17 protein-coding genes are annotated in these 21,209 nt (G+C 71.7%); 12 read left to right on the forward strand and 5 right to left on the reverse strand.

The features are described 5' to 3' along the window. Positions 1-66: 66 nt before the first annotated feature. The gene (locus tag BQ6202_RS04405; RefSeq protein ID WP_072313283.1) at positions 67-630 is read left to right on the forward strand and encodes a MerR family transcriptional regulator; all 564 of its coding nucleotides are present in this window, start codon (positions 67-69) and stop codon (positions 628-630) included. 592 nt (positions 631-1,222) lie between these two features. Here BQ6202_RS04405 and BQ6202_RS04410 read toward each other — a convergent pair. Further along, positions 1,223-2,152 (reverse strand): ParA family protein, encoded by a 930-nt coding sequence (locus tag BQ6202_RS04410; protein ID WP_083587018.1) that lies wholly within the window; start codon positions 2,150-2,152, stop codon positions 1,223-1,225. A 64-nt stretch (positions 2,153-2,216) separates the two neighbouring features. Here BQ6202_RS04410 and BQ6202_RS04415 point away from each other — a divergent pair, with 64 nt between their 5' ends. Beyond that, on the forward strand, positions 2,217-5,621 hold the full coding sequence (locus tag BQ6202_RS04415; protein ID WP_072313284.1) for a pyruvate carboxylase: 3,405 nt from the start codon (positions 2,217-2,219) through the stop codon (positions 5,619-5,621). Further along, on the forward strand, positions 5,618-6,109 hold the full coding sequence (locus tag BQ6202_RS04420; protein WP_072313285.1) for a peptide deformylase: 492 nt from the start codon (positions 5,618-5,620) through the stop codon (positions 6,107-6,109). The genes BQ6202_RS04415 and BQ6202_RS04420 overlap by 4 nt, the downstream gene beginning before the upstream one ends. A gap of 25 nt (positions 6,110-6,134) precedes the next feature. On the opposite strand, the gene BQ6202_RS04425 is transcribed toward BQ6202_RS04420, so the two are convergent. Next, positions 6,135-6,977, reverse strand: a complete 843-nt coding sequence (locus BQ6202_RS04425; protein WP_072313286.1) for a class I SAM-dependent methyltransferase — start codon at positions 6,975-6,977, stop codon at positions 6,135-6,137. Positions 6,978-6,999: 22 nt separating this feature from the next. Next, entirely contained in the window at positions 7,000-8,835 is a 1,836-nt protein-coding gene (locus BQ6202_RS04430) for an AMP-dependent synthetase/ligase (protein WP_072313287.1), read from the reverse strand. Between the two features lie 127 nt (positions 8,836-8,962). Between BQ6202_RS04430 and BQ6202_RS04435 the strand changes: the two genes are divergently transcribed. Next, on the forward strand, positions 8,963-9,670 hold the full coding sequence (locus BQ6202_RS04435; protein WP_072313288.1) for a lysophospholipid acyltransferase family protein: 708 nt from the start codon (positions 8,963-8,965) through the stop codon (positions 9,668-9,670). 88 nt (positions 9,671-9,758) lie between these two features. After that, positions 9,759-11,129 carry a class II 3-deoxy-7-phosphoheptulonate synthase gene (locus tag BQ6202_RS04440; protein ID WP_143143681.1) on the forward strand — a complete coding sequence of 457 codons (1,371 nt, stop codon included), beginning with the start codon at positions 9,759-9,761 and terminating at the stop codon, positions 11,127-11,129. Between the two features lie 33 nt (positions 11,130-11,162). Here the strand turns inward: BQ6202_RS04440 and pknB are convergent, their stop codons facing one another. Continuing rightward, complete coding sequence (gene pknB / locus BQ6202_RS04445; RefSeq protein WP_072313289.1) at positions 11,163-13,082, reverse strand: Stk1 family PASTA domain-containing Ser/Thr kinase; 1,920 nt, start codon at positions 13,080-13,082, stop codon at positions 11,163-11,165. A gap of 91 nt (positions 13,083-13,173) precedes the next feature. Between pknB and BQ6202_RS04450 the strand changes: the two genes are divergently transcribed. Next, complete coding sequence (locus BQ6202_RS04450; protein ID WP_072313290.1) at positions 13,174-13,521, forward strand: Rv2175c family DNA-binding protein; 348 nt, start codon at positions 13,174-13,176, stop codon at positions 13,519-13,521. A 4-nt stretch (positions 13,522-13,525) separates the two neighbouring features. Here the strand turns inward: BQ6202_RS04450 and BQ6202_RS04455 are convergent, their stop codons facing one another. Further along, entirely contained in the window at positions 13,526-14,638 is a 1,113-nt protein-coding gene (locus BQ6202_RS04455) for a polyprenyl synthetase family protein (RefSeq protein ID WP_234946118.1), read from the reverse strand. Positions 14,639-14,708: 70 nt separating this feature from the next. Between BQ6202_RS04455 and BQ6202_RS04460 the strand changes: the two genes are divergently transcribed. From BQ6202_RS04460 to BQ6202_RS04485, 6 genes are all read left to right on the forward strand, one after another. Beyond that, positions 14,709-15,089 (forward strand): DUF3040 domain-containing protein, encoded by a 381-nt coding sequence (locus BQ6202_RS04460; RefSeq protein ID WP_072313292.1) that lies wholly within the window; start codon positions 14,709-14,711, stop codon positions 15,087-15,089. Between the two features lie 241 nt (positions 15,090-15,330). Further along, the gene (gene mraZ / locus BQ6202_RS04465; RefSeq protein ID WP_072313293.1) at positions 15,331-15,762 is read left to right on the forward strand and encodes a division/cell wall cluster transcriptional repressor MraZ; all 432 of its coding nucleotides are present in this window, start codon (positions 15,331-15,333) and stop codon (positions 15,760-15,762) included. A 98-nt stretch (positions 15,763-15,860) separates the two neighbouring features. Beyond that, positions 15,861-16,871 carry a 16S rRNA (cytosine(1402)-N(4))-methyltransferase RsmH gene (rsmH, locus tag BQ6202_RS04470; protein WP_072313294.1) on the forward strand — a complete coding sequence of 337 codons (1,011 nt, stop codon included), beginning with the start codon at positions 15,861-15,863 and terminating at the stop codon, positions 16,869-16,871. Then, positions 16,868-17,575 carry a cell division protein FtsL gene (locus BQ6202_RS04475; protein ID WP_072313295.1) on the forward strand — a complete coding sequence of 236 codons (708 nt, stop codon included), beginning with the start codon at positions 16,868-16,870 and terminating at the stop codon, positions 17,573-17,575. The genes rsmH and BQ6202_RS04475 overlap by 4 nt, the downstream gene beginning before the upstream one ends. A gap of 138 nt (positions 17,576-17,713) precedes the next feature. Next, positions 17,714-19,501 carry a peptidoglycan D,D-transpeptidase FtsI family protein gene (locus tag BQ6202_RS04480; RefSeq protein WP_143143639.1) on the forward strand — a complete coding sequence of 596 codons (1,788 nt, stop codon included), beginning with the start codon at positions 17,714-17,716 and terminating at the stop codon, positions 19,499-19,501. A 110-nt stretch (positions 19,502-19,611) separates the two neighbouring features. After that, positions 19,612-21,183 carry a Mur ligase family protein gene (locus BQ6202_RS04485; RefSeq protein ID WP_234946119.1) on the forward strand — a complete coding sequence of 524 codons (1,572 nt, stop codon included), beginning with the start codon at positions 19,612-19,614 and terminating at the stop codon, positions 21,181-21,183. Positions 21,184-21,209: the final 26 nt, after the last annotated feature.

Consider the following 21,209-nt stretch of genomic DNA (forward strand, 5'->3'; position numbering starts at 1 on the left):
CGATACGGTGGGCCAACACTCAACCACAACTTGAAGGTTGAGCCCAGCACAGCGGAAGGGACGGCCATGCGCGACGGCAGCGGAGATCAGGGCGACACCAGTGGTCGCGACCTCGGCCTGCTGTTCACGGACGGCCTGCCCCAGCAGGACGACTCGGTCGGCTACAAGGGCGCCATCGCCGCTGACGCGGCGGGCATCACCTACCGCCAGCTCGACTACTGGGCTCGCACGGGTCTCGTGGTGCCGACGGTGCGGCCCGCGCACGGCTCCGGCAGCCAGCGCCTCTACTCCTTCCGCGACATCCTCGTGCTCAAGCTGGTCAAGCGCCTGCTCGACACCGGCATCTCGCTCCAGCAGATCCGCGTGGCCATCCAGCAGCTGCACGAGGCGGGTGTGCGCGACCTGACGCAGACGACCCTGATCTCCGACGGCGCGAGCGTCTACCTGTGCACGTCGAGCGACGAGGTCATCGACCTCCTGGGCCGCGGCCAGGGCGTCTTCGGCATCGCCGTCGGCAAGGTGCTGCGCGAGGTCGAGACCCAGCTCATCGAGCTCGAGGTCACGCCGGTCGAGCAGCAGCCGGTCGACGAGCTGGCCGCGCGCCGCGCGCGCAAGAGCCGCACGGCCTGAGCCCGCCGCGCTCGACTGGCGCCCCCGCACCTGAGTGGCGCCTCCCGCGTGTGAGTGGCGCCTCCGGCGTGTGAGTGGCGCCTCCGGCGTGTGAGTGGCGGGTCCGGCGTGTGAGTGGCGGGTCCGGCGTGTGAGTGGCGGGTCCGGCGTGTGAGTGGCGGGTCCGGCGTGTGAGTGGCGGGTCCGGCGTGTGAGTGGCGGGTCCGGCGTGTGAGTGGCGCGTCGCGTTTCAGCGGCGCTCCCCGCGCTCGGCAGCACCGCACGTTCGGTGCCCAGCACATCCGGGTGGCGCCATCCGGTCGCTCACCACAACGGACGGTCATCGTCCTGATACGCCTCCCGCCTTCAGCAGTCGTCGCTCGCTCGCGAGAGCGACCAGGCACGCTCGGGAGGCGCCAGTCAGCCTCGCCGCACGCCACTCAGGTGCGGGAGTCGCCAGTCAGGTGCGGGAGTCGCCAGTCAGGTGCGGGAGGCGCCACTGAGGTGCGGGAGGCGCCACTCAGGTGCGGGAGGCGCCACTCAGGTGCGGGAGGCGCCACTCGCGCGCGGTGCAGCGGCCGAGAGGATGGCCGCGGGCCCGTGGAGGGCAGGACTAGCGCTGCGGCGACTCGTCGGTCGCGTCGTTCGACGTCGCAGCTGCCTCAGCAGCCGCGGCCTCCTCGAGCTCCGCGGCTGCCGTCGCGTCGACGGCAGCAGTGGGCGCGGGCAGCTTGCGACCGGAGGCGGCCTCATCGCCGGCGCGGCCGGCCGAGGTCTGGACGGTCTGGAGCAGCTCGTCGAACTGCAGCGCCATCTCCTGCGCGCCCTCGCCGGGCCAGACGTGCAGCGGCCGGGCGGCGCCCTGGGCCTGCTGCATCGACGTGCGCTCGGGCAGCACGGTGTCGAGCACGAGCGGCCCGAACATGTCCTTGAGCTCCTGGATGCGGTACTGGTGCTCGAGCGACTGCGGGCGCGCGCGGTTCACGACGATGCCGAGCGGCTGGAGGCGCGGGCTGAGGCCGCGACGGATCTCCTCGATCGCCCGCAGGGCGCGGTCGGCGGCGGCGACCGAGAAGAGCCCGGGCTCGGTCACGACGAGCACGCGGTCGGAGGCGGCCCACGCCGTGCGGGTGAGCGCGTTGAGCGAGGGCGCGCAGTCGACGAGCACGAGGTCGTAGTCGTTCTCGACCGTCGTCAGCGCCGTCTCGAGCTTCCAGATGTCCTTGATCGTCGGGTGCGGGCCGTCGAAGTTGATCGCCGAGGGCGAGCCGATGAGCACGTCGATGGTGCCGCCGTGGCCCTGCGTCCACCCGGAGGGCGAGATCGCCTGCTGCACGACCTTGTCCTTCGGGTTCGCGAGCACATCGGCGATGTTGAGCCTGCCCTCGATCTCGATGTCCATGCCGGTCGAGGCATCGGACTGCGGGTCGAGGTCCACCACCAGCGTGCGGAGGCCTTTCGCGAATGCGGCGGAGGCGAGACCGAGCGTCACCGTGGTCTTGCCGACGCCGCCCTTGAGCGAGCTGATCGAGAGTACGTGCACGGCGGCCAAGCCTAGCGGCACTAGATTGGATCGGAAGCGCCGCCACACCTCGGAGGGTTCCTGCATGTTCAAGAAGCTGCTCGTAGCCAACCGCGGCGAGATCGCGATCCGTGCCTTCCGAGCAGCGAATGAGCTCGGGATCAGGACGGTCGCGGTCTACGCCCACGAAGACCGCAACTCGCTCCACTGCCAGAAGGCGGATGAGGCCTACCAGATCGGCGAGCCGGGCCGCCCGGTGCGCGCCTACCTGTCGGTCAGCGAGATCATCCGCGTCGCCAAGGATGCCGGCGCCGACGCGATCTACCCCGGCTACGGCTTCCTCAGCGAGAACCCCGAGCTCTCGACCGCGGCGGCCGAGGCGGGCATCACCTTCGTGGGGCCCGGCCCCTCGGTGCTGGCGATGGCCGGCAACAAGGTCACGGCCAAGGAGCACGCGATCGCCGCAGGCGTGCCGGTGCTGCGGTCGACCCCCGCGACGACCGACCTCGAGGTGCTCGTCGCCGGCGCCGACGAGATCGGCTTCCCGGTCTTCTGCAAGGCGGTCGCCGGCGGCGGCGGCCGGGGGATGCGCCTGGTCGAGCGTCGCGAGGATCTCCGGGATGCGCTCGAGGCCGCGATGCGCGAGGCCGACAGCGCCTTCGGCGACGCCACGATGTTCATCGAGCAGGCGGTCGTGCGGCCGCGCCACATCGAGGTGCAGATCCTCGCCGACGCGACCGGCGAGACCGTGCACCTGTTCGAGCGCGACTGCTCGGTGCAGCGCCGCCACCAGAAGGTGGTCGAGATCGCCCCGGCGCCCAACCTGAGCGACGAGCAGCGCCAGGCGCTCTACCGCGACGCCGTCGCCTTCGCGAAGTCGATCGGCTACGTCAACGCGGGCACCGTGGAGTTCCTGCTCGACACCGCGGGCGAGCGCGCCGGCGAGCACGTGTTCATCGAGATGAACCCGCGCATCCAGGTCGAGCACACCGTCACGGAGGAGATCACCGACGTCGACCTCGTCGGCAGCCAGATCCGCATCGCGGCGGGGGAGACCCTCGCCGACCTCGGCCTGCTGCAGGACCAGATCTCCATGCACGGCGCCGCGCTCCAGTGCCGCGTCACCACCGAGAACCCCGCCGACGGCTTCCGCCCCGACACCGGCCGCATCACCGCCTATCGCTCGCCCGGCGGCGCGGGAGTGCGCCTCGACGGCGGCACGATCAACCCCGGCACCGAGGTGAGCCCGCACTTCGACTCGATGCTGGCGAAGGTCACGTGCCGCGGCCGCGACCTCGACACCGCGATCCGCCGTGCCCACCGCGCGGTGAGCGAGTTCCGCATCCGCGGCGTCGCCTCGAACATCCCGTTCCTGCTCAACCTGCTCGACAACGAGCAGTTCCGGGCCGGCGACGTCTCCACCCACTTCATCGACGAGCACCCCGAGCTCACGCGGATCAACCCGCCGAAGGACCGCGCCTCGAAGGTGCTCTCGTGGCTCGCCGACGTCACCGTCAACAAGCCGCACGGCTCGGCCGACGGCGTCATCAACCCGGCGATCAAGCTGCCCGCCATCGACCTCGAGGCTCCCGCGCCCGACGGCGAGCGCCAGCGGCTGCAGGAGCTGGGCCCGCAGGGGTGGGCCGACGCGCTCCGCCAGCGCACCTCGCTCGCCGTGACCGAGACCACGTTCCGCGACGCGCACCAGTCGCTGCTCGCCACCCGCGTGCGCACGGCCGACCTCGTCGCCGTCGCGCCGCACGTCGCCCGCATGACGCCGCAGCTGCTCTCCATGGAGGCGTGGGGCGGGGCGACCTACGACGTCGCGCTGCGCTTCCTCGGCGAGGACCCCTGGGAGCGCCTGGCGCGCATCCGCGAGGAGATGCCGAACATCCCGCTGCAGATGCTGCTGCGCGGCCGCAACACCGTCGGCTACACGCCCTACCCGACCGAGGTGACGACCGCCTTCGTCGAGGAGGCGGCTGCGACCGGGATCGACGTCTTCCGCATCTTCGACGCGCTCAACGACGTCGACCAGATGCGCCCGGCGATCGACGCGGTGCTCGCGACCGGCACGACGGTCGCAGAGGTGGCGCTGTGCTACTCGGGCGACCTGCTCGACCCGGCCGAGGATCTCTACACGCTCGACTACTACCTCGGCCTCGCCGAGCGCATCGTCGACGCGGGCGCGCACGTGCTCGCGATCAAGGACATGGCGGGCCTGTTGCGCGCGGGCGCGGCCTCGAAGCTCGTCGCGGCGCTGCGCGAGCGCTTCGACCTGCCCGTGCACCTGCACACGCACGACACCGCCGGAGGCCAGCTCGCGACGCTGCTCGCCGCCTCGGCCGTGGGCGTCGACGCGGTCGACGTCGCGAGCGCTGCGATGGCCGGCACCACGAGCCAGCCCTCGCTCTCGGCGCTCGTCGCGGCCGTCGCGCACACGGAGCGCGACACGGGCCTCTCGCTCGCCGCCGTCAGCGACCTCGAGCCCTACTGGGAGGCCGTCCGCCGCCTCTACAAGCCCTTCGAGTCGGGCCTGCCCGGTCCCACGGGCCGCGTCTACCACCACGAGATCCCGGGCGGGCAGCTCTCCAACCTGCGCCAGCAGGCGATCGCGCTCGGGCTCGCCGACGACTTCGAGAAGATCGAGGACTGGTACGCGGCCGCATCGCGCATCCTCGGCCGCCCGACGAAGGTCACCCCCTCGTCGAAGGTCGTCGGCGACCTCGCGCTGCAGCTCGTGGCGCAGGGCGTCGACCCCGACGACTTCGAGCGGGACCCGCGCAAGTACGACATCCCAGACTCCGTCATCGGCTTCATGGCCGGCGAGCTCGGCGACCTGCCGGGCGGCTGGCCCGAGCCCTTCCGCTCGAAGGTGCTCGAGGGTCGCGACGTCGACATCTCGGTGAAGCCGCTCGAGCCCGAGCAGGCAGCGCGGCTCGAGGCGCTGGGCGTCGACCGGCAGCACGCGCTCAACGAGCTGCTCTTCGCTGGCCCGACCAAGGCCTTCGACGAGAGCCGCCGCCTCTACGGCGACCTCTCGGTCGTCGACACGATCGACTACCTCTACGGCATGCAGGCCGGCGAGGAGCACCAGGTCGGCATCGGCCGCGGCGTCACCCTGAACGTCGAGCTCGAGGCGGTCGGCGAGCCCGACGACGACGGCATGGTCACGGTCATGACCGTGCTCAACGGCCAGCTGCGCCCCGTGTACGTGCGCGACCGCTCCGTGCAGGTCGACAAGCCCCAGGTCGAGAAGGCGGATGCGTCGGTGCCGGGCCAGGTCGCGGCTCCCTTCGCCGGCGCGGTCACGGTCAAGGTCGCGGAGGGCGACACGCTCGCCGCGGGCGACGCGGTCGCGACGATCGAGGCGATGAAGATGGAGGCGGCGATCACGACGCCCGTCGCCGGCACGGTCGAGCGCCTCGCGCTCACCGGCACGACGCCCGTCGAGGCCGGTGACCTCATCGCGGTGGTGAAGCCGGCGTGAGCGTCCGCGAGATCCGCGTCTTCGGCGACCCGGTGCTGCGCGAGCGCGCGACCCCCGTCGACCCGACGGCGCCGGCGACCGCGGCGCTCGTGCAGGATCTGCTCGACACCGTGCAGGTGCCCGGCCGAGCCGGCGTCGCCGCGAACCAGATCGGCGTCGCGAAGGCAGCCTTCTCGTTCCTCGTCGACGGGCGGCTCGGGTACGTGCTCAACCCGCGCATCGACGAGGTGCGCGGCGAGCCCCAGCTGGTCGACGAGGGCTGCCTCTCGGTGCCGGAGCTCGGCTTCCCGACCCCGCGCCATCCCTACTGCCGCGTCGTCGGCGTCGACCTGGAGGGGCAGGAGCTCGTGCTCGAGGGCGAGGGCCTCATGGCGCAGATGCTGCAGCACGAGGTGGCGCACCTGGACGGCAAGCTCTACCTGCAGGCGCTCGAGAAGGAGACGCGCGCGGTCGCGATGGCCGAGGTGCGCAAGGCCTCCTGGTACTGACCGCCGCCGGAGGGCAGCCTGGGTCTCATCCCGTCGCCGGCCGCTCGAGGGTGAAGATGCCGTAGCGCATCGCGCCGGTGCGGTACGCGAGGATGAGCCTTGGGAACGACAGGGCGAAGATGCGGTTGCGACCCTCGCGCGCGAGCTGGCGGGTGTCGCGGTCGACGAAGACCGAGCGCGCGAGCCTGCGGGCGCAGATCGTCCAGGTGCGCGCGACCCGGCGGCTGACGTCCTCGTGGTCGAGCACCTCGAAGCCCGCGGCGCGCGCCATCGCCTCATACTCCTCGCGCGTGCCCATCGACGGCAGGCGGCCCTCGCGGCAGATCGGCTCGAGCAGGTGCCGCACCTTCCAGCCGCTCGCGCCCGTCTCAGCGAGCCACGCGCAGACGACGACGCGGCCGCCAGGGCGCACGACGCGGTGCGCCTGGGCGAAGAAGCCCGGCTTGTCCTCCATGTGCTCGCTCGACTCGATCGCCCAGGCAGCATCGGCCGAGGCGTCGGGCAAGCCGTTCTCGAGCCAGTCGCCGACTCGGACGTCGACGCCGTCGACCGGGTGCTGCGCGGCATGCCTGGCCTGCTCGCCGGAGAGCGTGAAGCCGGTGACTCGCACGCCACGACGCGACGCGAGGCGACGCGCGGTGCCGCCGTAGCCGCATCCGATGTCGACGCCGGAGTCGCCCGGCGACAGCTGCAACCGGTCGCCGACCGCGTCGACGAGCGCCTCGACCGCCTCGGTCGGGCTCTCGCGACCCGTCGTCCACAGGCCGTGGTGCACGTGCTCGCCCCACAGGCGCCGGTAGAGCGCGTCGAGCTCGTCGTAGTGATCGGCGACCGCCGCGGTGTCGGGTGAAGCGTCTGGGACGATCATCGACGGGCCCCGGCGGCGCCGGTCACTCGCCGACGTCGTGCGCGGTGGAGTTCGAGGCGTAGATGTCCTCGATCCGGGCCTCGAAGTCCTTCAGGATGTTGTGGCGCTTGATAGACATCTTCGGCGTCAGGTGGCCGTTGGCCTCGATGAACTCGACGGGGATGATGGCGAACTTGCGCACCGATTCGGCGCGCGAGACCTGCTTGTTCGCGCGCTGGATCGCGGAGCGCACCTCGTCGATGACCGCCGGGTGCGCCGCGGCCTGCTCGAGCGTCATCGAGGCGTCGTGCCCGTTGTTCTTCAGCCAGGTCGCGAGCATCTCTGCGTCGAGCGTGATGAGCGCGGCGATGAACTTGCGCTGGTCGCCCACGATGACCGGCTGCCCGATGATGGTGTTCGAGCGGATCGGATCCTCGAGCACGTTCGGCGCGACGTTCTTGCCCGCCGCCGTGACGATGATCTCCTTCTTGCGGCCCGTGATGGTGAGGTAGCCGTCGGAGTCGAGCTGGCCGATGTCGCCGGTGTGGAACCAGCCGTCCTCGGTGAACGACTCGCGCGTCGCCTCCTCGTTGTTCCAGTAGCCCTGGAACACCGCGAAGCCCTTGCCGAGGATCTCGCCGTCCTCAGCGATCTTGACGCCGTTGCCCGGCAGCGCGGGGCCGACGGTGCCGATCTTGAACTTCGAGGGCACGTTGACCGTGAGCGGCGCCGTCGTCTCGGTGAGGCCGTAGCCCTCCAGGATGTGGATGCCGAGCGAGCGGTAGAAGTGCGCGAGGAAGGAGCCGAGCGGGGCAGAGCCCGAGACGGCGTACTTGACGTTGCCGCCGAGCGCCACGCGCAGCTTCTTGAGCACGAGCGCGTCGAGCGCCGCGAAGCGCAGCTTGAGGCCGAGCGGCACCTTGCCCGCGTCGAGCGCCTTCGAGTGCTCGACGGCAGCCTTGGCGGCCGCGCGGAAGATGTTGCCCTTGCCGCCGGCCTCGGCCTTCTGCTCGCTCGCGTTGTAGACCTTCTCGAACACGCGCGGCACGGCGAGGAAGAACGAGGGCTTGAACGACGACATCGCCGGCAGCAGCTTGGTGGTGTCGGCCTGGTGGCCGACGCGCACGCCGGCGGCGACCGCGAGGATCGAGATGAAGCGCGCGAACACGTGCGCCTGCGTCACGAACAGCAGCGTGGAGGAGCCGGGGGCCACGACCTCGGCCATCTCGACCTTCGCGTTGCGGCACAGCTCGACGAAGTTCGAGTGGGTGAGGATCGTGCCCTTGGGGCGGCCGGTCGAGCCCGAGGTGTAGATGAGGGTCGCGAGGTCGCTGCCGACCGCTGCTCGGCGGCGGGTGTCGATCTCGTCGTCCGAGACCTCCTTGCCCTGCTCGACGAGGCGATCGAGGTCGCCGCGGTCGATGCGCCAGACGTCGGCGACGGCGGGCAGGTCGCCGTGCGCCTCGTCGAAGCGCGATACCAGGTCGGCGTCCTCGAGGATCACGCGCGTGGCACCGCTGTCGGAGAGGATCCACTGGATCTGCGAGGGTGCGGAGGTCTCGTAGACCGGCACCATGTGCGCCCCGGCGTAGAAGAGCGCGAAGTCGACGAGCGAGAACTCGTAGCGCACCTTGCACATGAAGCCCACGGCGTCGCCCGGCTGCACGCCCGCCGCGACGAAGCCCTTGGCCAGCTCGACCACGCGCCGACGGAACTCGGTGGCGGAGATGTCCCGCCAGCCCTCGCCGTCGGGGACGGAGAACAGTGCGAGCTCCGGATGCGCGGCGACGGTGTCCTCGAGGAGGTCCGTGATGTTCGCGTCCGGGTCGGGGGCGACGACAGGAGGGATGACACCCTCGGGGGCGGTGAACTGAGGCACTGGGACTCCTTCGGCGTTCGTGCGTTGTGCGTCAGTCTAGGGTCGGACGTGCCGAGGATCCCTCACGGCGCGCATGTCCGTCGAGCGCACCGCGCTGCCCTAGGCTCGATGCACCGAGGAGGTGACGATGATCTACTGGTTGCTGCGGCACTGGGTGGTCGGTCCGTACATGACGCGGGTGTTCCGCCCGTGGGTGGTCGGGCTCGACAACCTGCCTGAGCAGGGCGGCGCCATCATCGCCGGCAATCACCTCTCGGTCATCGACTCCTTCCTGATGCCGCTGGCGCTCGACCGTCGCGTCTACTTCCTCGCGAAGTCCGACTACTTCGACGGCACGGGGATCAAGGGCAAGCTCATCCGCTGGTTCTTCCTCGCCATCGGCCAGCTGCCGATCGACCGCTCCGGTGGTGAGCGCAGCTCGCAGAGCCTGAACGCCGCGCTCGAGAAGCTGCAGGACGGCCAGCTCATCGGCATCTACCCCGAGGGCACCCGCAGCCCCGACGGCAAGCTCTACCGCGGCCGCACCGGCGTCGCCCGCATGGTCCTCGACGCGCGCGTGCCCGTCGTCCCGTGCGTGATGGTCGACACCGAGAAGATCATGCCCATCGGCCGCCGACTGCCGCGCGTGGGGCGCATCGGCATGATCTTCGGCGAGCCGATCGACTTCTCCCGCTACTACAACCTCGAGGGCGACCGCTTCGTGCTGCGCTCCATCACCGACGAGATCATGGTGAGCCTCAACCGGCTCTCCGATCAGGAGTACGTCGACGTCTACGCCTCGAGCGTGAAGGCGCGCGTCGAGGCGGAGCGCAAGGCGCTCGCCGCGCGCCGCTGACGCATCCCATCTCAGTAGACTGACCCGCGGCGCACTCGCGCCGCTGAGCATTGAGGCATGCATGACTGACACGATGGCCACGCCCGAGATGACCGGGAGCGGCGCCGCCGACCCCGTCTCGATCGAACGGGGCCTCGACGCCTATCGCGCGCTGCCGATCAAGCAGCAGCCCGCGTGGCTCGACGAGGCGGCCATCGACCGGGTGCGCCGCGAGCTGCGCAGCGCACCGCCGCTCGTCTTCGCCGGCGAGGTCGACCAGCTGCGCGACCGCCTCGCGGCTGCCGCGCGCGGCGAGGCGTTCCTGCTGCAGGGCGGCGACTGCGCCGAGACCTTCGCCGGTGCCACCGCCGACAACATCCGCAACCGGGTGAAGACCATCCTCCAGATGGCGGTCGTGCTCACCTACGGTGCCGCGATGCCCGTCATCAAGATGGGGCGGATGGCCGGCCAGTTCGCGAAGCCGCGCTCGAGCGACACCGAGACGCGCGGCGACCTGACGCTGCCCGCCTACCGCGGCGACATCGTCAACGGCTACGACTTCACCCCCGAGTCTCGTGCCGCCGACCCCGAGCGCATCCTGCGGGGCTACCACATGGCCGTCTCGACGCTCAACCTCGTGCGCGCCTTCACGCAGGGTGGCTTCGCCGACCTGCGGCAGGTGCACTCCTGGAACAAGGGCTTCGCGCAGAACCCCTCGTTCGCGCGCTACGAGGCGCTCGCAGGCGAGATCGATCGCGCCGTGCGCTTCATGGAGGCGGCGGGCGCGAACTTCGACGAGCTGAAGGGCGTCGAGTTCTTCACCGGCCACGAGGGCCTGCTGATGGACTACGAGCGCCCGATGACGCGCATCGACTCGCGCACCGGCCTCGCGTACAACACCTCGAGCCACTTCCAGTGGATCGGCGAGCGCACGCGCGAGCTCGACGGCGCGCACGTCGACTTCTTCTCGCGGGTGCGCAACCCGATCGGCGTGAAGCTCGGCCCGACCACGACGCCCGCTGACATGGAGGCGCTCGTCGACAGGCTCGACCCCGATCGCGAGCCCGGCCGCCTGACCTTCATCACGCGCATGGGCGCCGGCCGCATCCGCGACGTGCTCCCCGGCCTGCTCGAGGCGTCGAAGTCGCTCGAGTCGACGCCGCTGTGGGTCACCGACCCGATGCACGGCAACGGCATCACGACGAAGAACGGCTACAAGTCGCGCCGCTTCGACGATGTCGTGGATGAGGTGCGCGGCTTCTTCGAGGCGCACAAGCAGGTGGGCACCTTCCCGGGCGGCATCCACGTCGAGCTCACGGGCGATGACGTCACCGAGTGCCTCGGCGGCTCGGAGGCCATCGACGAGCTCGCGCTCGAGAGCCGCTACGAGTCGCTCTGCGACCCCCGCCTCAACCACATGCAGTCGCTCGAGCTGGCGTTCCTCGTCGCCGAGGAGCTGCGCGCCGCCTCGCGCGCGTAGCGGCGGGCCGCTCGTCCGAGGTGCGCGGGGCGGCTAGAAGGTCGCGGTGACGACGACGGTCGAGTCGACCTCGACCATCGTGCCCGCCTCGGTCTCCTGCGAGACGATGTCCATGCCCGGCACGCCCCAGAGCTGCTCGGGGATGCTCGTCTGCAGGTCGGGGACCAGGCGTGCGTCGCGCAGCGTCTGCAGGGCCTCCTCGACCGGCAGGCCCACCACCTCCGGCACCTCGACGAGCTCGGGACCGAGCGAGACGACGCCCGAGATCGTGGCGCCCTGCCGCACCGCGCCGTCGGGCACGGCGACGCTGATGAGGTGGCCGACGGGCACCTCGGTGGAGTGCTCCTCGGCGGAGAAGTCGGCGACGAGCCGGGCGGCCTCGAGGGCCGCGCGCGCCTCGTCGGCGCTCTGGCCGGCCGCCACCGGGACGGGACCGAGCGAGACCCGCAGCGCGATCGCGGAGCGCTCCTCGAGCGTCTCGAGCTCGGCGATGGGCGTGCCGTCGGCGAAGCCGGCCATGACCGTGCCTGCGTCGCTCGAGTCGAAGAGCCGGTCGACCTCGTCGGCGACCGAGAACTCGGCCTCCTCGATCGCGGTGCGCGCCTGCTCCTCCTGCATGCCGGCGACCTCCGGCAGCGGCAGCTGCCGACGCCCGGAGGAGAGCACGAGCTGCACGCTCTCGCCCCTGCTGAGCACCGTGCCCGCGGGCGGAGAGGTGTGCAGCGCCGTGCCGCTCGGCACGTCGTAGTCGGGCTCCTCGACGGCCTCCGAGACGTCGATGCCCTGATCGGCCAGCAGCGCGACGGCCGAGTCGCGGCTCTCGCCCGCGACCTCCGGCACCGTCGTGTCGCCCCCGGGTCCCAGGTTGAACCACCAGCCGACGCCCGCAGCCACCAGCGCACCGAGGAGCACGAGCGCGAGCCACAGGATGCCTCGCCGCCGTCGCACGGTGACCCGGCGAGAGAGCGCGGTCGTCGCGACGCCATCGCCGGCGTCCTGCACGACCTCCGGCTCGGCGACCATGGGCCGCCGCTGGCGCTTCGGCCGCTCGATGACGGTCGTCGATCGGTCGTCCTCCGTCAGGAACGGCAGCACGGTCGTCGGGGTGTCGATGCCGCGCGCGCGGATCGCGTGCACCTCTGCGAGCATCTCGCCCGCGTCGGCTGGTCGCAGGTTGGCATCGCGCTGCGTCGCCCAGTGCACGAGGCCGTCGAGGGCCTCGGGGATGCCGCTCGCGGCGCTCGAGGGCAGCGGCACCTCGTCGTTGGCGTGCTGGAAGGCGATCTGCATCGGCTCGTCGCCCGTGAACGGCTGCGTGCCGGTCAGCATCTCGAAGAGCATGATGCCGACCGCGTAGATGTCGCTGCGGGCATCGGCGATGCCGCGCGTGACGAGCTCGGGGGAGAGGTAGGCGATCGTGCCGAGCAGCGCCTTGCCGGTCGCGGTGTTGGCGGTGGCAGCGCGCGCCAGCCCGAAGTCGCCGATCTTGATGCGCCCGTCGTGCGCGAGCAGGATGTTCTCGGGCTTCAGGTCGCGGTGCACGATGCCGGCGCGGTGCGCCGCCGCGAGGCCGGCGAGCACGGCTTCGAGCACGTCGAGCGACTGCTCCGGCGTGATGCGGCCGCGCTCGGCCAGCAGGTCGCGCAGGGTGATGGACGGGACGAGCTCCATGATCAGCCAGGCGAGCTCACCCTCCTCGCCCTGGTCGTAGGTGTTGACGACGTTCGGGTGGGCGAGCCTCGCGGCGGCCTTCGCCTCCTGGATGAAGCGCTCGCGGAAGTCGGGGTCGTCGCCCAGGTGCGGGTGCATGACCTTGACGGCGACCTTCCGGTCGAGCCGCAGGTCGACGCCCTCGTAGACGCTCGCCATGCCACCGCGCGCGATCCGGTCGCCGACCTCGTACCGACGATCGATCGTCCGCCCGATGACGGGGTCGCGGGAGTCGGCAGTCACGCAGCGAGACTAGGCGCTGCGCGGCCGGAAGCCGGTGCTCCACGCCGTCTGCGGCGCGACATGCCGCCCGTGGGCACGGCATGATGGATGCGTGAAGCACGACACCGCGAACCCGGAGCACGACTGGCTCACCGTCCCCGACCTCGTGGAGCTCCTCGGCGAGCCCGTGGGGCGCATCCGCCAGCTGATCCAGGAGCACCGCCTGCCGGCGACCCGCAGGAACGGGCCGCTGCAGGTGCCCGCCGCGGTGCTGCGCGACGGTGAGCCGATGTCAGAGGTGCGCGGCACGCTGCTCGTGCTCCTCGACCTCGGCCTCACCGAGGACGAGGCGATCGACTGGCTGATCGGCGTCGACGACGCGCTGGGCACGACGCCGCTCGAGGCGCTCAAGCAGAACCGCAAGGCCGAGGTGCGGCGGGTGGCGCAGACCCAGGCCTGAGCAGCTAGCGGTCGCGGTTCGCGAGCGTGTCGGCGAGCCGCTCGAGCTCGAGCACGGCCGAGCGCGACAGCTCGCCCTCGTGCAGCGCCTCGAGCGCCTCGCCGACGGCGCGGTCGATCATCGTCTCGAGCCGCGCCGGTGCCTGCGAGCGCTGGATCGCGTCCTGCAGGATGGCGATCTGGCGATCGTCGAGCTCGCGATCGCCCAGCAGCTCGTCGAGCATCGTGCGCACCCCGGAGGAGAGGCGCTGGCGAGCGATCTCGATCAGCACGGTGCGCTTGCCCTCCCGCAGGTCGTCGCCGGCGGGCTTGCCCGTCAGCTCGGGGTCGCCGAAGACGCCCAGCAGGTCGTCGCGCATCTGGAAGGCGACGCCGACGGGCAGTCCGTAGCCGGCGAGCGATTCGAGCTGCCGCTCATCCGCATCGCCGAGGAGGGCGCCGAGCGTCAGCGGCGCCTCCACCGAGTACTTCGCCGACTTGTAGATCGCGACGGTGTGCGCGCGCTCGAGCAGCGCGCCGGGCTCCTGCCGGATCCACGCCGCCTCCTCGAGCACGTCGAGGTACTGCCCGAAGGTGACCTCCTCGCGCATCCGCCGGTAGGCGTCGTGCACCGCGTCACCGTTCGCCGTGCCGCGCGTGGCCCCGAGCATCCGGTCGTCGGCCCAGTTCAGCAGCAGGTCGCCGACGAGCACCGCGGCGTGCTCGCCCCAGGGCGCGGCGTCGCCGACCCACTGGCCGTCGCGGTGCATCGCCTCGAGCGAGCGGTGCATCGCGGGCCTGCCCCTGCGGGTGTCCGACTGGTCGATGATGTCGTCGTGCACGAGGGCCGCGGCGTGGAAGAGCTCCATCGCCGTCGCGACGCCGACGGCGTCGGCCCATCCGGGGTCCTGCTCGGTGCCGGCGGTGCGGGATGCGTCGGGCCCCGCAGCGGTGACGGCGTGCCAGCCCCAGAGCACGAAGGCGCTGCGCACCCGCTTGCCGCCCGAGACCATCTCGCGCACGAGCCGCAGCAGCGGCTCGGCGTCGGGGGAGATGGCGAGGAGCGCCTCCTCGCGAGCATCGAGGTAGTGGTGGATCGAGGCCTCGACGGCCTGAGCGAAGCGCTGCTGTGCTGACACAAGACACATGCTATTGACAGCCGGAGTGCATAGACTGTCGGGGCACCGGTCGAAGTGAAGGGGGTGCGGGATGGGCCTCTCCGAGCACGAGCAGCGACTCCTCGACGAGATGGAGCGCAATCTCTACAAGCACGAGGCTGACATCGTCAACACGTCAGCCGGTCCGCGCACCGTCGACTACACGAAGGTGGCCGTCGGCCTCCTCGGCGTCGTCGTCGGGCTGGTGCTCATCGTCGTCGGCGTGAGCCTGAAGCTCGCGATCATCGGCGTGGCGGGCTTCGCCGTGGCTGTGCTCGGCGCGCTGTGGGCGCTGTCTGCATCGCGCCCCGCCACTGGCGACGAGGCTGCCGCCGCGCGTGGCGCCGCCAAGGGGCCGACCGCCGCCAAGCAGGGGCCGAGCCTGATGGACCGCCTCTCGCAGGAGTGGGACGACCGCAACCAGCAGCGGTAGGCACGCCTCCACTCCGCTCCACCCGAAGGACCGACTCGCGAGAGTCGGTCCTTTCTCGTTGTGCCACGAGAACGCAGCGGTGCCGCGCGTCGCAGAATCCCTCCACCGCTGTACGCCGCGTGATCGCTGGGAACACGCCGTTACGAATGTGGCGATCTCGGGAATAGTGGCGCGTTGTGGAGTACGGTGGAGGACATCGGCAGACGCCGGTGATCTCGCAGGCCGGACGAGAGGGGGCGACGTGTTCCTCGGCACGCACACCCCCAAGCTCGACGACAAGGGCCGCGTGATCCTGCCCGCCCGCTTCCGGCAGGAGCTCGAGGGCGGCCTCGTGCTCACCCGTGGCCAGGAGCGATGCATCTACGTCTTCTCCCTGCGCGAGTTCGAGCGCGTGCACGAGCAGATCCGGCAGGCTCCCCTCACCTCGGCCGGTGCACGCGACTTCCTGCGACTGTTCCTCTCCGGCGCCTCGAGCGAGCAGCCCGACAGCCAGCACCGCGTCACCATCCCCGCCAACCTGCGCGACTACGCAGGCCTCGGCCGCGAGCTCACCGTGATCGGCGCGGGCACCCGCGCCGAGATCTGGGACACCGCGGCCTGGAACGAGTACTACGCGGCCAAGGAGGCCGACTTCGCGAGCACCACGGAGGAGGTGATCCCCGGCATCTTCTGACCCTGCCCGTGACCCTCAGCTGGGCGCCGCGACACACCTTCCCCGGTGTCGCGTCGCGCGGATGGGGATCAGGGGCCGGGACGGAGCAGGGAGACGACATGGACGCATCCGCACTGCACACCCCCGTGATGCTCGAGCGCACGCTCGAGCTGCTCGCTCCGGCGATCGAGGCGGCAGCCGCTGCCGGCCGCACTCCCGTCGTCGTCGACGGCACGCTCGGCATGGGCGGCCACACCGAGGCGATGCTCGCGGCGCACCCCACGCTCGTCGTCGCAGGCATCGACCGCGACCCTGACGCGATCCGACTCGCCGGTGAGCGCCTGGCGGGCTTCGGCGAGCGCTTCCGCCCGGTGCAGACGACCTACGACCGCATCGACCTGGCCGTCGAGGCCGCCGGTGTGGCCGAGGCCGACGGCATCCTGCTCGACCTCGGGGTCTCGAGCCTGCAGCTCGACGCCGCCGACCGCGGCTTCGCCTACGCGAAGGACGCGCCGCTCGACATGCGCATGGGCCAGGCGGGCGAGGTGACGGCAGCGACGATCCTCGCCGAGCGCAGCGACCGCGAGCTCGCCCGGCTGTTCCGCGTCTACGGCGACGAGAAGCTCGCGGACCGCTACGCCCGCGCCATCGTGGCGGCGCGCGCCGAGTCGCCGATCGAGACCTCTGCGCAGCTGGTCGACATCCTGCAGGCGGCGACGCCGCGGGCGCTCATGAACCAGGGGCACCCGGCGAAGCGCGTCTTCCAGGCGCTGCGCATCGAGGTCAACCAGGAGCTCGCGATCCTCGAGCGGACCATGCCCGCCGCGATCGACGCCCTCGCCCTCGGCGGGAGGCTCGTCGTGCTGGCGTACCAGTCGCTCGAGGACCGCATCGTCAAGCGCGCGCTGCAGGCGGCGGCCAGCTCGACCTCGCCGCGCGACCTGCCGGTCGAGCTGCCGGACCACGCTCCCCACCTGCGGCTGCTCGTCCGCGGCGCAGAGCTCGCCGACGAGGACGAGCGCGCGAGGAACCCGCGATCCGCACCCGTCCGCCTCCGCGCGGCCGAGCGCATCCGCCCCACCGACATCACCCGTTCGCAGCAGCACACCACCAAGGGGGAGCAGCCATGAGCGCCGTTGCCATCGCACGCATCCACTCGCAGCCAGAGCCCCAGGAGCAGGCCGGACCGCAGGAGGAGACGGGCCTCGACCGCCACCTGCGGGCCCTGCCGACGCCGCGCGTGCGTCGCGCACCGCGGCTCGTGCACGGCGCGCTCGCGCTCGCGGGCCTCGCCGGCATCGTCGTCGCCCAGCTGGGCCTGACGGTCGTGATCAGCGAAGGTGCCTACCGGCTCTCCGCCCTGCAGGGCGAGTCCAGCTCGCTCGCCCGCACCGAGCAGGCGCTCGCCGAGGACGTCGGGGTGCTCTCCTCGCCGCAGCACGTCGCGGTCGCCGCCGACGAGCTCGGCATGCTGGCCGGGCAGCCCTCGCAGTTCCTGACGCTCTCCGGCACCGCCACCGCGGGCGGGCCCGACGCCCTGCACATGCAGGTGCCGGCGCTCGACCAGCACGGGATGTACGTGCCGAACGCGCTGCTCGAGTCGCAGCCCCAGGCCGCTGCGGTCGTGCACCAGGTGGCAGAGGCGGCGATCCGCCCGCACCCCGGCATGCTGCTGCCCGCGGGTGAAGGCGCAGCTGCCGCTGCGACGAGCGAGGCGGATGCGGCGCCGGCGGATGCGGCAGCGGCGGATGCGGCAACGGCGGACGCCGCCGCGACTGCCGACGCTGCGCAGCCCGCGCCCGGCAGCCTGCTGCCCGCGACTGCGGGGGAGTGAGGGCGTGGCGGCGCCGGTGATGGCGAGGCCGTCGGTAGCGTGCCTGGTGATCGCAGCAAGCGCCTCGTCCACGACGCGCGGACCTGCGGCCCACGGATGTGAGGCTCGCTCGCGCGAGCTCGAGAGGCGGAGGTGACGGTGGCCGTCAAGCCCAAGCGGTCGCGCACGAAGATGCGCGCCACGATCGTGGCGATCCTGACCTTCGCCCTGCTCGCGACCTTCGTCGTCAGGCTCGCCGACATCCAGGTCGTGCGCGCAGAAGCGCTCAACGCCGAGGCGGATGGGCGCCGGGGCGTCTCCCAGACGCTCTTCGGCACGCGCGGCCCGATCGTCGACGCGGCCGGCACGGTGCTCGCCGAGAGCGTCGACCGGTGGGACCTCACCGTCTCGCCCCAGTACGTGCTCGACCCGAAGCCCAACGACGAGGGCGAGATCGTCGGGCTCCGGGTCGCCGACGCGCTGCTCCAGCTCGCCGCCATCACCGGCGACGACCCGCACGACCTGCAGGCGCGCATCCACGCCGAGCTCGAGCGCAATCCCGAGTCCGACTACCTGCTGCTCTCGAACGGGCTCGACGCCAGGCAGTACGAGGCGGTGCGCGAGCTCGGCATCTCCTGGGTCTACCTGCGCCTCAACCCGCAGCGGGTCTACCCCGCGGGCTCCGTGGCGGGCAACCTGGTGGGCTTCACCGGTCAGAGCGAAGCGCTCGCCGGCGTCGAGCGCAGCCACGACGCGTGCCTCGCCGCCGAGGAGGGGGTCCGCACCTTCGACCGCTCGGCCGACGGCACGCCGATCCCCGGCTCGGTCGTCACGGACCCCGCCGTCGACGGCGGCACCGTCGAGCTCACGATCGACGCCGACCTGCAGTACCAGGTGCAGCAGCTGACCGCGCAGTACACCGCGCAGCTGCGGGCGCGCAGCGGCACGACGATCGTGATGCGCACCGACGGCACCGTCGCCGCCGTCGCCGAGTCGCCCACCGTCGACCCCAACGACCCCACCGCATCCCGATCTCAGGATCGAGGCTCGCGCGCCTTCACCGCGGCCTACGAGCCCGGCTCGATCTGGAAGACCTTCGCCTTCGCGACCATGCTCGAGCTCGACCAGATCGAGACCGACGACGAGCTCAGCGTGCCGTGGGTCTACGAGGCGGCGGGCGCGCGCGTGCGCGACGCCCACTCGCACGGCGTCGAGCAGTGGACCGCGGCCGGCGTGCTCGTGAACTCCTCGAACTCCGGCATGTCGCGGCTCGCGGAGGACCTCGACCGGGTCGACCTGTACGACTCCTTCGAGCGCTTCGGCTTCGGGGAGCCCACCGCGGTCGGCTTCGCCGGCGAGCAGCGCGGCGTGCTGCACGACCCGAGGACGATCGACCCGCAGACGCAGCTCACGTCGCTGTTCGGCCAGGGCCTCTCGGCCACGCCGATGCAGCTCGCCTCCGGCTACCAGGCGCTCGCCAACGACGGCGTGCACCTGCCCGTGCGCCTCATCGACAGCTGCACGACGCCCGAGGGCGAGGTGGTCGAGCCCGAGCTCCCGGAGGGTGAGCGCGCCGTGAGCGCCGAGACCGCGCAGGAGACGCTCGAGGTGCTCGAGCACGTGGTGACCGACTACGGCTACGACACGTTCCCGATCGAGGGCTACCGCATCGCCGCGAAGACCGGCACGGCGCAGATGGCCTTCGAGAACGGCTCCGGCTACGACCCGAGCCGCATGATGATCTCGGTGGCGGGCGTGTTCCCCGTGGACGACCCGGAGTTCGTGGTCGTCACGCTCTTCGACAGCCCGCAGACGAACCGCACCAGCGGTGGGGCCATCCCGGCCTTCCACGATATGGTGAACCTCCTGATCCGCCAGTACGACATCCCTCCCAGCACGACGCCCGCGTCGGAGATCCCGCTGGAGTGGCAGGCGGAGCAGCCCTAGGCCCGGGCGATCGGCAGCCGGCCAGGGCGCCCGGTAGCGGCAGCCCCAGATGACAACCCAGACCACAGGCCCGCATGCGGGCCGACAGACACACTGAGGAGACGATGTCCGTGGCGGGCGTGACCCCGAGGATCCTGCGACCGGAGCATCCTGCACCGCGACCGCTCGCCGGCCTCGTCGACGAGTTCGACCTCGACATCGACATCGACCTCGATGGCGTCGAGGTCTCCGGCATCACGAACGACTCCTCGGACGTGCAGCCCGGCGACCTCTTCGCTGCCCTGCCGGGTGCGCGCCGTCACGGCGCGGAGTTCGCGCCTGCCGCCATCGAGCGCGGCGCGGTCGCGGTCGTGACCGACGCCGCGGGCGCTGCGCTGCTCGAGACCGAGGTGCCCGTGCTCGTCATCGACGACCCGCGCGCCGCGCTCGGCGAGATCGCCGCCTGGGTCTACCGCACCGGCGAGCAGCCGCCGAAGCTCTTCGGCATCACCGGCACGAACGGCAAGACCTCGACCTCCTTCATGCTCGAGGGCCTGCTCGCCGACCTCGGCTTCGTCACGGGCCTCTCGACGACGGCTGAGCGCCACGTGGGCGACCTCGTCGTCACCTCGAAGCTCACGACCCCCGAGGCGAGCGAGCTCCACGCGCTGCTCGCCCGCATGCAGGAGGCGGGCGTGCGCGCCGCGGTGCTCGAGGTCAGTGCGCAGGCGATCGAGCGCCACCGCGTCGACGGCGTGCTCTTCGACGTCGTCGCCTTCACGAACCTCAGCCACGACCACCTCGACGACTACGGCACGATGGAGGCGTACTTCGACGTCAAGCTCGAGCTCTTCACGCCCGATCGGGCCGTGCGCGGGGTCGTCTGCGTCGACACCGACTGGGGCTCCCGCGTCGCCGAGCGCAGCCGCATCCCCGTCACCACCGTCACGAGCGACCCGGAGCGCCACGCCGACTGGCACGTCGACATCTGGGAGGAGACCCCCGTCTCCACCTCGTTCACCCTCACGGGCATCGACGGCGGCGCGATCGAGGTCCAGATCCCGTTCATCGGGCGCCACATGGCCGTCGACGCAGCCATCGCGATCCTGATGCTCGTCGAGGACGGCTTCGAGATCGAGGGCGTCGCCGAGGCGATCGATCGCGGCATGCGGCCGACGCTGCCCGGCCGCGTCGAGCGCGTCTCGGGCGACGAGGGCCCCGCGGTCTTCGTCGACTACGGCCACAGCCCCGACGCCTTCGAGCAGACCCTCGTCGCGCTGCGCCGCGTCACCCGCGGCAGGCTCATCATGGTCTTCGGCGCCGATGGCGATCGCGACGCGACGAAGCGGGCCGACATGGGTCGCATCGCCGCGCAGCTCGCGGACGTGGTGGTCGTGACCGACTTCAACCCGCGCTCCGAGGATGCCGCGAGCATCCGCGCCCAGGTGCTGGTCGGCGCACGCGCCGCCGCCGGCGACAAGCCGGTGCTCGAGGCCTCGCCGGAAGAGGCGGCGATCCGGCTCGCGGTCGAGCAGGCCGGGCCTGGCGACACCGTGCTCTGGGCAGGGCCGGGCGACGCCGACTACCGCGACGTGGCGGGGGTGCGCGAGCCCTTCGTCGCCCGCGACGAGGCTCGGCACGCACTGCGCGAGGCTGGGTGGCCGACGGATGCGGGCAAGCGCCGCGAGAGCGACGCGCGGTGATGCGCGCGGGCGGCAGGGCGGTCCCC

The organism is Agrococcus sp. Marseille-P2731, from assembly GCF_900117395.1.
In the GTDB taxonomy this organism is placed as follows: Bacteria; Actinomycetota; Actinomycetes; order Actinomycetales; family Microbacteriaceae; genus Agrococcus.